Consider the following 12,678-nt stretch of genomic DNA (forward strand, 5'->3'; position numbering starts at 1 on the left):
AAACTGAACCTTCTATCAACATGAAGCAATATGTATGCCATTAAATTAATCAGATAAAATACAATGAGTTATTAAGATGCCGGAAGGATATTTCCGCCCGGCAGGAGAAGAGAGGAAGTATACTAATCCATTTGCTGAATTTGAGAACGAACACGCAGAACTTTGTCAGCGTAGTCAGGGTCGGTTGCATATCCTGCTTGATGAATCCCTTCAATGAAAAAAGTAGGATTCCCCTGATGACTATTCAGCGCAGTCATGTAACGAGGATTCTTTTTCAGGAAGTTGACATAATCATCGAAACTGTCTTGATACGAGTCATAAGATCGGAATGAGGCTTTTTCAACAACGGGTGTCTGGTCATAATATTCCAGGGTCTGAGTCGCCATTTTGTCGCCCTGCCAACTCCGATCCGCTTTGATATTAAACAAGTTATGGCTGCTTCCACGGGCGTTCGCGACTACTTTAGTCCCCCAGCCTGTTTCCAGTGCGGCCTGAGCCAACAATACCGAGGCATCAACCCCCAGCACGCGAGCCGCTTTTTCGGCATAAGGCTTCAATGTCTGGATAAAGGATTCAGGTGAATCAAATCGGCGTGGCTCCGTCACAGCAGCAGACTGGTGAACACCGTTCATACTTTCTTGCTCGGAAGTTTGCTGTTGATGAGCCCGAACACGAGCCAATGCCTGCAACAAAGGATCAGGTTGAGATGACTCTTGATCGGGTTGAGAGCTCTTCCCATCTATATTGGCAGAGAGCTGAGCGACAATCATATCTGCAAGCCCTAACCGACCTGAAGAACTCAGTTGGCTCGCCATTTGTTCATCCAGCATTTCGCGGTAAAAATCTTCCGTTTTACTATGCAGCAGATCGGATTCAAAGCCGGAGTTCGCTTTGCGCATCGACTTGAAAAGCATTGATGTAAACACTGCCTCAAATTGTTTGGCTGCAGCGGTTAATGCTGATTTTTCACTCGCTTTATCACCACTGACCGCTTGCTTACGCAATTGGTCCAGTTGGGTAATATCCTGTACAAAGCCGATATCTTTTACGTCATTGACCATCGTGCTTCCCCTTAAATGATAATTAGCTGGCCTTCAATTGCACCGGCCTGTTTCAGAGCTTGCAAGATAGCCATTAAATCCGATGGCGCAGCGCCAACTTCATTGACGGCTCGCACGAGATCGTCAAGTGTGACGCCCGGCTGGAAATTAAACATTTTTCCTTTTTTCTCTTTTACAGAGATATCGGAATCCGGTACCACAGCCGTTTGACCATTTGAGAATGGTTCAGGCTGGCTCACGCTCAGTTTTTCTTTGATAGCAACAGTCATACCACCATGAGTGACGGCAGCCGGTTTCAACCGTACGTATTGACCAACCACAATCGTGCCTGTCCGTGAATTGACAATAATTTTCGCGGCACCCACAGCGGTATTAAACTCAAGGTTTTCAACCGCAGAGAGAAACGCGACTCGTTGCCCCGCATCTCTTGGTGCCCGCACTTGCACGGATGTTGCGTCAATTGCTGTCGCCATTTGAGGGCCAAGAAACTGATTGACGGTATCCGCCATACGCTGGGCTGTGGTGAAGTCAGAGTCGATCAGATTAAAGGTGATATAATCTCCCCGGGCAAATGGGTTGGGGACTTCACGTTCAACACTGGCACCATTAGAAATGATACCGACGGTAGGGTTATTGCCAACGATTTTTGAACCGTCAGCACCATCAGCACTGAATCCACTGACGACTAGATTGCCCTGTGCAATCGCATAAACCTGACCATCCAGACCTTTGAGAAAAGTCTGCATCAGTGTGCCACCACGTAAACTTTTTGCCGAACCAATCGAGGAGACAGTGACATCAATAGTCTGCCCCTGCTTGGAGAATGGCGGCAACTCGGCTGTGACAATCACAGCGGCAATATTTTTAGTCTGCGGTTTTGTTCCCCGCGGCAATTGAATGCCGAAATTTTGCAACATCGCATTGAAACTTTGATCGGTAAATGGCGTTGACTCTCCGGTTCCCGGCAAGCCGGTGACTAAACCATAGCCCACTAACTGGTTACTACGCACTCCGGCCACTTGTGCAACATCTTTAATTCTCGCCGCCTGTACCTGCAAGGAAACAAACAGTGTCACCAGTAAAAAAAGTGTTAACTTTTTCATTCAATTTACCTTGTGCTTCATGCTTCTCTAGCATGCACGTCATCTTCTATGCCAAAAAAACGACGTTTAAACTTAACTTATAAAGCAATATTGAAAAATCGTGCCAAAAAGCCAGGTTCTTGCATATCTTGATTGGTTCCGGTCCCTGAATACTGAATTCGGGCATTCGAAATCCGATTCGATGAAATGGTATTATCAAAGTCAATATCATCCGGACGAACCGTACCGCTCAAACGAATGTACTCATCGCCGGTGTTTAATGTCAGCCATTTTTCACCACGAATCACAAGATTCCCATTGGCAAGAACATCAATGACTTCAACGGTGATTGAACCGGAAATACTGTTACTCTGATTGGCTGCCGCACTGCCGGAAAATTTATTATCATTGCCTAATTTGTATGAAAAGTTGTAATCACCGATTTTCATTTCCTGACCGCCCACTTCCAACGGATCCATCGAAGCATCATTCTTTTTCGATAAATCTGCATCAGCACTTTTTGCCGCTTTAGTGCTTTCATTCAGTGTCACGGTGATGATATCGCCGACTTGTCTGGGCTTTGAATCATTATATAAGCTAGTTGCAGCGCTCAGATTAAACAAAGATCCGGTCTCCGCAGCATAATGCTTCGGACGATGATTGGGATGAATCGGCGCCCAGGCAGGATCATCGGCAACCGGATCAGCTCGCCGGGTCAATCCATCCAACAATCCCTGACCACCCGTATCTCCGGATTTATCGCCTTCGACGGCATCAACCAACGTTGTGCCACTCTCGTTCTGATCTTCCGTGGTCCCCTGTGGCATTAGCGAGCATCCCGATAAGAAACAGATGAATCCCAAAGTGAATAAGCGTTTCATCAAATACCTCTCATATAATCCCGATTAGAGCTGTTGGTTCACGTAGCTCATCATCTTATCTACCGCAGAAATGACTTTGGAGTTCATCTCATACACTCGCTGCGCTTCGATCAGATTGACTAATTCTTCGGTGACATTCACATTGGAGCTTTCCAACATCGACTGACGAATATTGCCCAAGCCATCTAATCCGGGAACCCCTTCTTGCGGATCACCACTGGCACCGGTGGGTAAATATAAGTTCTGGCCGACCGGCTCCAAACCACCGGGGTTAATAAAATCAACCGTCGTAATCTGGCCGATAACCTGATTATTTTGCTGTCCACGGATCCGGACGGAGACCTGACCATCGTTACCGACCGTTACAGAAACTGCATCTTGCGGCACTACGATCTCAGGTTGTAATGGATACCCGGCTCCGGATGTCACAATGGTTCCTTCAGCATTTAAGGTAAACTGCCCGTTACGGGAGTAACCAATATTGCCGTCAGGCATCATGATCTGAAAGAAGCCATCGCCTTCAATCATCATATCCATACTGTTATTGGTCGTTTGCACATTACCGTTAGTATGAACTTTCTGCGTCGCGACGACTTTGGAACCGGCACCGAGCATCAACCCACTTGGCAGTTCGGTATTCTGTGAAGATTGACCACCGGGTTGGTTGATATTTTGATAAAAAAGATCTTCAAACACAGCCCGGCTTTTTTTAAAGCCAACTGTGGAGGCGTTCGCAAGGTTGTTCGAAATCGTCGCAATATTCGTCTGCTGCGCATCTAAACCTGTTTTACTTACCCATAGAGCTGGATGCATGTTCTTCTCCTCTCACTCATTAACCGGTGCGCAACAGAGAATTGGACGCTTTATCCATTTCTTCTGCTGTACTCATCATTTTGACTTGCATTTCAAACTGACGCTGTAGATCAATGAGATTGGTCATTTCTCCGACAGCATTGACATTACTTCCTTCTAAAGCACCGGTCAGTAATGTCACACTCGCGTCCTCATTAAATACAGTATTCGGTGCTTTGGCCCGAAACAGTCCCACCGAGTCTTTGTATAACGTGCGATTATCAGGACGAACCAATTTAATTCGTCCGACGACTTCCAGCGCATCAGCCGGTGCACCTTGGGGAATGACGGACACGGTGCCATCTTTGCCGATCTCAATTTTACTCAGTGGAATTGGCAAGGTAATCGGTGCATCATTGTCACCCAGAACCAGATGCCCACTGCCACTGGTCAGTAAACCATTTGGGTCGATCTGGAAGTTCCCGTTGCGGGTCAGGCCTTCAGTGCCGGTATCATCCAGTACTGAAATCCATCCATCCCCCTGAATGGTGACATCCAAATCTCTGCCTGTCGTCATAACGCTGCCTTGAGCAAAATTATTTCCCGGACGTTCCGTCATATTGAAGACTCGGGTTGGTAGCCCATCACCGTAGCTCTGCATAGAGCGAGCCTGAGCCAGATCAGCCCGAAAGCCAGTCGTGCTCACATTGGCTAAGTTGTTCGCTCTGAGCTGCATTTCCTGCATATTCTGCTTTGCGCCACTCATTGCCAGAAACAATGCACGGTCCATAATTTACTCCTATCATCGTCATACGATAGAGATAAAGCAATTGGTGTGCCAAGTATGAATAACGATATAATTCATATAATTAGCGACAGAAATAAAAACAGAGAGGCTGTTTTTGCCGCAAGATTGCCGGAGGGAGGAAAAAATCAGACCGACTTTGCCGTCGGTCTGAATAAAACGTGATCATTAGCGGATTTGTAGAATCGTCTGTTGGGTCTGATTATGCACTTCCAATGCACGAGAGTTCGCCTGGAAGTTCCGTTGTGCAGAAATCAAATCAACCAACTCTTGGGTCATATCGATATTGGATTGCTCCAACGTCCCACTATTAATCGTACCAAATGAGCCTTTATTGGATTCACCCCAGATCTTATCGCCAGAAGCATTGGTCGAATCCCACTGAGTCCCGCCTTTTCTATCCAGCCCTTGTTCATTCGGAACCCGGACTAAAGCAACACGACCCAAGGTCACATTCTCACCGTTTGAGTATGTCCCAAGAATACTACCTTCTTCATTCACATCGACTTTGGTCAAAAACCCTGTTGTCGCACCATCTTCATCAAACTTCGTCAGCTCAAATGGTGCGGCAAACTGAGTTGAAGAATCCAGACCGAATGAAAGCACTTGGTTAACATCCGCACCATTGAGGTTAATTGGGTTTGTCCCGGTACCTAACGGTTCAGAAACGACATTTTGTCCGTTGTTGATGCTCGCCAAAGTCCCGTCATTATTAAATTTCAAGGTATGGCCAACATGCCCTGTCGGTGTTGTCGCATCACCTCCGACGATGTTGATCGGTTTTTCCCCCTCAGAATCGGTCATCGTATAGTAGACTTGCCAAGTATTCGACTGAGTCTGATCCTTGAGGTAATACGTTGTCATTTTATAAGCTTGCCCCATCGAGTCATAGATGGTCGATGAAGTCGAACGGTTATAGGTTTCCGGATCCTCAAAATCGAACAGCGTCGGATCTTTCAAGTCACCGTTTGCCGGCAGGTTAACACCGACATCAATGTTAGAGGTCTGCTTCGGTTTACCGAACTCAGCAGGAATATTGATTGGGGACGACTCATAAGATAATACATCACCTGTTTCCGGATTGACGTTATATCCGAGCAGGTATTCGTCATTCGAGGTAACCAGATAATTATCATGGTTAATATGAAAAGCACCGTTACGGGTCAACTCATTCTGTTGCGGTACCAGGCGATCTTTTGCGACGGCAAAAAAACCGGTTCCGGAAATCCGCAAATCCATAGGGTTGTTGGTATAAATACTCGACCCTTCATGAAATTGCTGAGCAACCTTATTTATCTGCACCCCTTTCCCCGGCGTTGTTTTCGCATTGGTAAACAATGAATTTGAATAGACATCACCAAATTCTGCACGCGATTCTTTAAAACCATAGGTATTCGCGTTGGCAATATTGTTACTGGTGGTATTGAGGTCAAGTTGAGCGGCCGATAAACCACTTAATGATACATATGACATCCTGAATTCTCCTATCTAGCTAGCGTCTTACGCTTTGCCTACTTCCAGTACCTCAGCAAGTCGAACTGGCGAATCAAAGCCAGCCAGATTGAGTAGTACGTTACCATCACCTTTGCCAAGAAGAACGCTGTTGACGTTTGCATAAGTTGAAACATCAAATTCTTTGCTCTTTCCGTCTACGAGACCTGAAGCTTTAACTTTATATTTGCCTCCCGGTAAAGGGTTGCCGTTTTGGTCTTTGCCGTCCCATTCAATCCGGTTATCACCCGCAGGCTTTGCACCGACATCAAATGTTCTTACCAACTGTCCGGCAGTATCTTCAATCCGGACAAGTAAATTATCAACAGACGCAGGAAGTTTCACCATTGCCGCCATGTCGCCTTGATCTTTCTTCACCCCGCTGGCTCCGGGAACAAGGACGTCCCGACCAACTAATGAAGAGGCCTGTAGTGCTTGATTCGACGTCATCGAAGAGTTAAGACTTTCAAACTGAGAGTTCATCTTTCCGATACCATCAACCGTCGCAAACGATGCCATCTGAGCAATCATCTGGTCATTACTGACCGGCTTAAATGGATCTTGCTGTGCCAGCTGTTTGGTGAGCAGCGACAAAAAGTCTTCCTGTTTCAGATCCTGTTTACCAGTGACCTCATCAGGCTTTTTCTGCTCTTGAAGTTTCTTGAGTTGATCGATATAGGACAAACTGCCATTTTGACCAACATTATCTATTCCGGCCATATGTTATCTCCTATACCTCACTGACCCATCTGCAATGTTCTGAGCAACATCTGCTTACTCGCTTCAGCCAGTTGAACATTGGTTTCATATGCTCGTGAAGCTGAAATCATATTTGCCATTTCTTCCATCACATTCACATTCGGCTTATAAATATAACCATCTTCATTTGCCAGAGGATGGTCAGGATTATATTCCGCAACTAATGGTTTGTTACTTTCCAAGACCCCTAAGACCTTCACCGGTACAGTATAGTCATCTTTCGATTTTGCCCGATTTAACTCAGCGGCAAATATCGGATGACGCGCCTTATAAGTATCTTTTGCAGAACTACTCACACTATCAGCATTCGCCAAATTACTTGAGGTTGTATTTAGACGAACAGACTCAGCACTCATGGCAGAACCTGTAACATTGAATACGTTAAATAGACTCATCTAATTTACTCCCCTTTAATTGCTTTGGTCATTCCTTTGAACTTTCCACCCAGAAAGTCAAGGGAAGCCTGATGACGAAGCTGATTTTGCATAAAAAGATTTCGCTCTAAATCGACATCAACCGTATTGCCGTCACCGGTATCGGGTTGCGTCGGGATGCGGTAAAGCTCTTCCCCTATTACCGACATGGAGGCAGGAATGTGCCGTCCATTGGTACGGGCCAGACTAATACTTGCCCCCGAACTTGCCGCTTGTAATGCTTTGTCAAAATCTAAAGCTTTGGCCTTATATCCTGGCGTATTCGCTTGCGCGATGTTGCTGGAAATCATCTCTGCATTACGCTCACGGACACCGACAGTGTACTGGTGAATGCCTAACGCTTTATCAAATGAGATTGCCATATACGCCTCTTCATGGATATATTGATTTGCCACACCATAACTTTAGCAATTTATGTACCAACATTAACTCTTATCGCTCATCCTGAGATAATCATAGTGAACATATCATCACTTTACTTCATCATGAATATAGGCAAATTTCAGACCAAAGTTGTGACGGTAGAAAAGAAAAACCCGGCAATGCCGGGTCTAAAAAGAGAATAAAAATGTTTATTTAAGTTTATAGATAATGCCGGGATTACAACGCACCATCTCAAAACGGTCCGTCAGGCCAGTCAACGATTCAGAAGCCCCCAGCAACAAATATCCGTTCGGATTCAAGCTATTCGCCATTTGATTGAGAACTTTCGACTTCATATCCGCTGAGAAATAAATTAAAACGTTCCGGCAGAAAATAATATCAAACTTACCCAACAAAGAATAACTTTCCATCAAATTCTGAGGCTTAAAACTCACCAAACGTTTTACATTATCTTTGATTTTCATTCTGCCGTCTCCGGCATCTTCAAAGAAAGCACGGCGGCGCTCGGGGGATAAACCTCGTCCCAGCGCCAGACTATCGTAACTACCGATACGGCAAATATCTAACATTGTTGAGGATATATCCGTCGCGGTAATCGAACAATTCGTTAACAATCCCGGCTTTTTCTGCTGTGTTTCTAGAATCGTCATTGCAATCGAATAAGGTTCCTGACCGGAAGAACTCGCTGCAGACCAAATTTTAATCGGTCGACGACTGGCTGCCAATTCAGGCAGCAATCGTTCTGACAGGACTGTAAACGGGTAACTATCACGAAACCACAAGGTTTCATTGGTTGTCATGGCATCGACAGCGGCAATTCTTAGATCTCGACTGACACCTCTCACCACTTCTTTCAGTAATGTCGATAAGGAGTCCATCTTATATTTTGTAACTAACGGACTAAGACGGCTTCGAACTAGATATTGCTTACTATCCCCAAGTACAATCCCACATTGAGACTCTAAAAAGCGGCAAAAATCTTTATATTCTTGTTCGCTGATCGTTATTGCAGTCATTCACTTCTCTTTAGCCCAGTGTCAACCAATGCAGCTTTTACCGCATTACCAAGTTCATCAGGATTAAACTTCGCGATGAATGTATTCGCGCCTACTCTTTCTACCATAGCCTGATTAAATACACCACTTAATGATGAATGGAGAATAACATAAAGATCTTTCAGCTTCGGATTACGACGAATTTCAGCTGTGAGAGTATATCCATCCATTTCAGGCATTTCGATATCTGAAATAACCAATGAAATATGGTTAAAAATATTATCAGTATCAGAAAGCTCAACCAATTTTTCATAAGCTTCCTTACCATCTTTTACGGCAATAACTTCAAAACCGATTGACTCCACTGCACGTTGAACCTGTTTACGGGCAACGGTTGAATCATCAGCAATCAAGATACGGCGAACAAATTCCTGTTCCGTATTTTCGCCGGCATGAGCAATCTCTTCTACGATGGCTGAATCCATTGTTTCATCAATCGGAGCAATTTCCGCTAAGATTTTCTCAACGTCAATAATTTCAACCAGTTCGTTCTCAATGTTGGTCACAGCCGTCAGATAGTTTGCTTTCCCGGCGCCTTCAGGCGGTGGTAAAATCTCTTCCCAACGCATATTGACGATGCGTTCGACCGAGGCGACGAGAAACGCTTGAATTGTTCGGTTAAACTCAGCGATGACGACAAAACTTTTCTCGACATCAGTCGTTGCCCGTCCGCCAATCGCTAAGCTTAAATCAATGACAGAAACGGTTTGTCCACGAATGTGAGCAACACCTTTTACTAAACGATGTAGATTTGGCATCGCAGTCAACTTCGGGCACTGCAACACCTCTTTTACTTTAAATACATTAATGCCGTAACGCTGGCGCCCATTCAACCGAAATGTCAACAATTCTAAGCGGTTCTGCCCAACGAGTTGTGTACGCTGATTCACAGAATCAAGAATACCCGTCATAACCCCATCTCCATCTCTCAAACTTTTTCCGTAAAAAAGTGATAGTCTACAACAAGCGATGAATAAATTAAGGGAACCAGAATCATGTTCAAGAAACTGTGCCTATCCCCTCTGCCTTTTACTAAGTGTAGAGCTTTCTTTAAACTTTTTTATAGCATTATCGTCATTTTATCTGTTTTCTTTAATATTTCGACTCAGGCAGCAACTCAAGAACAACTTGATCATATTAGAGAAACCGCAGAGAAATACGCTACCACTGTTATCGAGCATCCATCAGGCGGGAAAATTGTTGCCACAGCGGCACCTCTTGATAATCGGATACAAGCATCCGATTGTCCAACTGGATTAAAGGCTTTTTCCTCATCAAGAAATGGTTCTGCAAGCCATATCACTGTTCTTGTTGAATGTCCGACAGATAATTGGCGGATTTATGTTCCCGTTAAATTGGATATCACAGTCCCCGCCGTGCTCGCTGCCACCCCGCTCAATCGAGGACAAATCATTAGTCAACAAGACGTTACTTTGGGTATGGTAGATCTGCTTCGCTTCCGACAGCAAGGTTTTTCGACAATTGATCAAGTGATCGGAGCAAAAGTTAAAAGAAACATTCCACTAAACGATATCATTAGTGACCGGGATATCTGTATTGTCTGCCGTAATGAAACCGTGACAATTAAAGCAGTTAAAAATGGTTTATCCATTATTACGCAAGGCACAGCATTGTCAGACGGTGACTTAGGTGAACAAATTCGGGTTAAAAACGATAAATCCAACCGAATCATTGATGCACAGGTCTCAGGAATTGGTGAAGTGACCGTCCGGTTTTAACATTTCTAGCCATAGCGCATAAAAAAACATCATTTTTGGCAAAGAAAATGCTAAAGTAAGGTGTAGGTCTGTCGATATTGACGGTACAGATGTTTAACTTTGATAAAAAGGCTCAATTATGGCAAGCATTGATAATGTGCGTTCTGGCCAGTCTCTGACAAATACGAGTCGGAAATCGACCCGTACAGAGCACAATACATCAAACTCAGAGAAAATAAATCACCCTTCATCATCGGATAAAAAAGATGCTGTGTCTCTGAGTTCACAAAGTAAAGCAATGGGTGAAATTCATAGCAAACTTGCATCAAGCCCCGCTTTTGATAGCGCGAAAGTCGAGGCAATTAAAGAAGCAATCGCGAATGGTTCTTATCGTGTTGACGCAGAAAAACTAGCAGACAACATGATCAAATTCGAAAAAGAGCTGGATGGCCTGCAATAGTCGATCGATTGTTATCGGTCGATACAACAGACATCTGTGCCAAGAAATCAGGTAATTAAGTCATGGCAGCACTACAAGACCTACTTGAGTTTCAGTTGAAAAACGCTCAGTCTCTCTCCGAACTTCTAGAGCAGGAGAAGGTAGTCATTACCCAACGTAATTCATCGCAAATTGAAGCCATTGCCAAACAAAAAATTACTTTGATTAACCAGCTCAACGAGACTGACCGACGGATTGAATCACATTCTCATGTATCGAGCCTGCAAGAGGATGAGACATTGAAAAGTCTGGTCGAACAGATAAAGGCCGTCATCTGGGATTGCCAACAGGCAAACAGTATTAACGGTGAAGCTCTCAATCGAGCTCAGATGAGTTTCCATAAACTGAATAATTTGATGCAACAGAGTCAGGGAAAAATGGGCATGACTTACACTGCTGAAGGGCAAACGCGTTCCATTTCTACTTTGGGCACGAATATCAAAGCTTGATAGAACTGCTTCCCATGATTCTGTTCTCTCCGTACTCTCGTAGAATTCATTCAATGTAAAAAAGCGGCAATCATTGCCGCTTTTTTATGCTCTGGAGAGAAAGGACTTGCCGCTAATGTGGCAATAAAATTGTCAATCATGACAGATTAAAATAAGGTCTGCTGCCGCTTTTCAGGAACCTGCTGAACTTCACCATAATCTCTCAGCTTTTCCATCTTATCCACGTTCAAACGCAGCTCTGTAACATAACTATCTCCGACTTTATAACTTCTGACAACCTCGGCCCCCCGAATCACTCCATCAACAGCACCAGATGTCGCTTCCGTTCCAAGTCTTTGATCCATGAGTTCCGCTCGCCCGCTAACCCGCATACCATAAACCTGCTCAGCCAGCTCACGATAAGCATCGATTTTAGATGCTCGCATAGCACGAACTTGCTTCTCTTCTACATTGCGACCTTTTTGTTCACTAATCGAAGCATAACCGACAGCCGTCAGCCACTCCTGTTTATTCATGGTCTGCAACGGCTGGCATCCGACCAACAATAAGAACATCGCGCTCATTAACCAAACTTTCATCAGCAACTCCTAAGGACGCAGAATAACAGTGTAAGGCTGAGTCATTGTCGGATCAGAACGAATCAATACTCCATCTTCAGTCCGGACTGCATTCAAGGTATCCAAATCCCGGCCAATCCGATCCGCAGGCAAGAATCCCTGAGCGGTCGCGACAACCACACGGGATTGCATCCCAACCACCCGGGCATTAACTAGCACGCCACCTTCCTGACGCAGCATTGTTCCGGTCAGCACATATTGAATTTCCTGCTGCTGGGCCAGATCTTTCCAATCACGACTAAACGCAAAATCCCCTTGATGGGTCACCTGAATAGAACCTGTCGTTTTAAAATCAACAACTTGGAACCCTCGTTGTTGCAACTGGTGAATGAACCCTTCCGTGACTGAATTCCCCAACCAGTTGGTGGTATCCATATTTTGCAAGTCAACGAACGAAGTGACTGCAATTGGTGTTCTTGCCGTGACACTGGTATTCGACTTCATTAAATCTTCAGTCATACTCTCAACAAAAAAATCTAAAGTGTGACGAGGACTTTCTAATAACATAAACTGGGAGCCTTTATAGGGCTCTTTACCATTATATATCGGGGCATAGGCGCACGCTGTTAAAAATAATGCGGGCACTAACGATAGCCATTTTTTCATTTTCCGCTCTCCAGATAGCTCGGTCATTCAAGCGTCCAGTTTTTG

Annotated in this window: 16 protein-coding genes; 3 read left to right on the top strand and 13 right to left on the bottom strand. The window is 44.7% G+C overall.

Annotated elements, in window-relative coordinates; translation table 11 throughout:
• Positions 1 to 122: 122 nt before the first annotated feature.
• From flgJ to AC55NX_RS00900, 11 genes are all read right to left on the bottom strand, one after another.
• Complete coding sequence (flgJ, locus tag AC55NX_RS00850) at positions 123 to 1,061, bottom strand: flagellar assembly peptidoglycan hydrolase FlgJ (RefSeq protein ID WP_496994030.1); 939 nt, start codon at positions 1,059 to 1,061, stop codon at positions 123 to 125.
• An 11-nt stretch (positions 1,062 to 1,072) separates the two neighbouring features.
• Positions 1,073 to 2,164 carry a flagellar basal body P-ring protein FlgI gene (locus AC55NX_RS00855; RefSeq protein ID WP_496994031.1) on the bottom strand — a complete coding sequence of 364 codons (1,092 nt, stop codon included), beginning with the start codon at positions 2,162 to 2,164 and terminating at the stop codon, positions 1,073 to 1,075.
• Positions 2,165 to 2,241: 77 nt separating this feature from the next.
• Positions 2,242 to 3,024, bottom strand: a complete 783-nt coding sequence (gene flgH / locus AC55NX_RS00860; protein WP_496994032.1) for a flagellar basal body L-ring protein FlgH — start codon at positions 3,022 to 3,024, stop codon at positions 2,242 to 2,244.
• 24 nt (positions 3,025 to 3,048) lie between these two features.
• The gene (gene flgG, locus AC55NX_RS00865) at positions 3,049 to 3,837 is read right to left on the bottom strand and encodes a flagellar basal-body rod protein FlgG (protein WP_496994033.1); all 789 of its coding nucleotides are present in this window, start codon (positions 3,835 to 3,837) and stop codon (positions 3,049 to 3,051) included.
• Between the two features lie 19 nt (positions 3,838 to 3,856).
• A complete protein-coding gene (locus AC55NX_RS00870) occupies positions 3,857 to 4,606 on the bottom strand; it encodes a flagellar basal body rod protein FlgF (RefSeq protein WP_496994034.1) in 750 nt (249 codons plus the stop codon).
• Positions 4,607 to 4,789: 183 nt separating this feature from the next.
• On the bottom strand, positions 4,790 to 6,094 hold the full coding sequence (gene flgE, locus AC55NX_RS00875) for a flagellar hook protein FlgE (RefSeq protein WP_496994035.1): 1,305 nt from the start codon (positions 6,092 to 6,094) through the stop codon (positions 4,790 to 4,792).
• Positions 6,095 to 6,121: 27 nt separating this feature from the next.
• Positions 6,122 to 6,832 carry a flagellar hook assembly protein FlgD gene (gene flgD / locus AC55NX_RS00880; protein ID WP_496994036.1) on the bottom strand — a complete coding sequence of 237 codons (711 nt, stop codon included), beginning with the start codon at positions 6,830 to 6,832 and terminating at the stop codon, positions 6,122 to 6,124.
• Between the two features lie 17 nt (positions 6,833 to 6,849).
• Positions 6,850 to 7,266, bottom strand: a complete 417-nt coding sequence (gene flgC / locus AC55NX_RS00885) for a flagellar basal body rod protein FlgC (RefSeq protein WP_077334050.1) — start codon at positions 7,264 to 7,266, stop codon at positions 6,850 to 6,852.
• A 5-nt stretch (positions 7,267 to 7,271) separates the two neighbouring features.
• Positions 7,272 to 7,667, bottom strand: a complete 396-nt coding sequence (gene flgB, locus AC55NX_RS00890; RefSeq protein ID WP_038183588.1) for a flagellar basal body rod protein FlgB — start codon at positions 7,665 to 7,667, stop codon at positions 7,272 to 7,274.
• A 210-nt stretch (positions 7,668 to 7,877) separates the two neighbouring features.
• A complete protein-coding gene (locus tag AC55NX_RS00895; RefSeq protein WP_496994037.1) occupies positions 7,878 to 8,705 on the bottom strand; it encodes a CheR family methyltransferase in 828 nt (275 codons plus the stop codon).
• Complete coding sequence (locus AC55NX_RS00900) at positions 8,702 to 9,655, bottom strand: chemotaxis protein CheV (protein WP_496994038.1); 954 nt, start codon at positions 9,653 to 9,655, stop codon at positions 8,702 to 8,704. The genes AC55NX_RS00895 and AC55NX_RS00900 overlap by 4 nt, the downstream gene beginning before the upstream one ends.
• Before the next feature lie 84 nt (positions 9,656 to 9,739).
• Between AC55NX_RS00900 and flgA the strand changes: the two genes are divergently transcribed.
• The 3 genes from flgA (at position 9,740) to AC55NX_RS00915 (ending at position 11,410) form a co-directional block, all read left to right on the top strand.
• Positions 9,740 to 10,483 (top strand): flagellar basal body P-ring formation chaperone FlgA, encoded by a 744-nt coding sequence (gene flgA / locus AC55NX_RS00905; protein WP_496994039.1) that lies wholly within the window; start codon positions 9,740 to 9,742, stop codon positions 10,481 to 10,483.
• 118 nt (positions 10,484 to 10,601) lie between these two features.
• Positions 10,602 to 10,922, top strand: coding sequence for a flagellar biosynthesis anti-sigma factor FlgM (flgM, locus tag AC55NX_RS00910; RefSeq protein WP_496994040.1), 321 nt, complete (start codon positions 10,602 to 10,604; stop codon positions 10,920 to 10,922).
• Between the two features lie 62 nt (positions 10,923 to 10,984).
• Positions 10,985 to 11,410, top strand: coding sequence for a flagella synthesis protein FlgN (locus AC55NX_RS00915; RefSeq protein WP_496994041.1), 426 nt, complete (start codon positions 10,985 to 10,987; stop codon positions 11,408 to 11,410).
• 146 nt (positions 11,411 to 11,556) lie between these two features.
• On the opposite strand, the gene flgP is transcribed toward AC55NX_RS00915, so the two are convergent.
• Positions 11,557 to 11,988, bottom strand: coding sequence for a flagellar assembly lipoprotein FlgP (gene flgP, locus AC55NX_RS00920; RefSeq protein ID WP_496994042.1), 432 nt, complete (start codon positions 11,986 to 11,988; stop codon positions 11,557 to 11,559).
• A gap of 9 nt (positions 11,989 to 11,997) precedes the next feature.
• A complete protein-coding gene (locus AC55NX_RS00925; protein ID WP_038183568.1) occupies positions 11,998 to 12,633 on the bottom strand; it encodes a FlgO family outer membrane protein in 636 nt (211 codons plus the stop codon).
• Positions 12,634 to 12,678: the final 45 nt, after the last annotated feature.

The sequence above is a fragment of the Vibrio rubrogenes genome, assembly GCF_059641415.1.

Coding starts and splice junctions, on each gene's coding strand:
- flgC (WP_077334050.1), bottom strand. CDS start 7,266: ATGAGTCTATTTAACGTATTCAATGTTACAGGTTCTGCCATGAGTGCT.
- AC55NX_RS00870 (WP_496994034.1), bottom strand. CDS start 4,606: ATGGACCGTGCATTGTTTCTGGCAATGAGTGGCGCAAAGCAGAATATG.
- AC55NX_RS00855 (WP_496994031.1), bottom strand. CDS start 2,164: ATGAAAAAGTTAACACTTTTTTTACTGGTGACACTGTTTGTTTCCTTG.
- flgM (WP_496994040.1), top strand. CDS start 10,602: ATGGCAAGCATTGATAATGTGCGTTCTGGCCAGTCTCTGACAAATACG.
- flgB (WP_038183588.1), bottom strand. CDS start 7,667: ATGGCAATCTCATTTGATAAAGCGTTAGGCATTCACCAGTACACTGTC.
- AC55NX_RS00900 (WP_496994038.1), bottom strand. CDS start 9,655: ATGACGGGTATTCTTGATTCTGTGAATCAGCGTACACAACTCGTTGGG.
- flgG (WP_496994033.1), bottom strand. CDS start 3,837: ATGCATCCAGCTCTATGGGTAAGTAAAACAGGTTTAGATGCGCAGCAG.
- flgP (WP_496994042.1), bottom strand. CDS start 11,988: ATGAAAGTTTGGTTAATGAGCGCGATGTTCTTATTGTTGGTCGGATGC.
- flgD (WP_496994036.1), bottom strand. CDS start 6,832: ATGGCCGGAATAGATAATGTTGGTCAAAATGGCAGTTTGTCCTATATC.
- AC55NX_RS00915 (WP_496994041.1), top strand. CDS start 10,985: ATGGCAGCACTACAAGACCTACTTGAGTTTCAGTTGAAAAACGCTCAG.
- flgE (WP_496994035.1), bottom strand. CDS start 6,094: ATGTCATATGTATCATTAAGTGGTTTATCGGCCGCTCAACTTGACCTC.
- AC55NX_RS00895 (WP_496994037.1), bottom strand. CDS start 8,705: ATGACTGCAATAACGATCAGCGAACAAGAATATAAAGATTTTTGCCGC.
- flgJ (WP_496994030.1), bottom strand. CDS start 1,061: ATGGTCAATGACGTAAAAGATATCGGCTTTGTACAGGATATTACCCAA.
- flgH (WP_496994032.1), bottom strand. CDS start 3,024: ATGAAACGCTTATTCACTTTGGGATTCATCTGTTTCTTATCGGGATGC.
- AC55NX_RS00925 (WP_038183568.1), bottom strand. CDS start 12,633: ATGAAAAAATGGCTATCGTTAGTGCCCGCATTATTTTTAACAGCGTGC.
- flgA (WP_496994039.1), top strand. CDS start 9,740: ATGTTCAAGAAACTGTGCCTATCCCCTCTGCCTTTTACTAAGTGTAGA.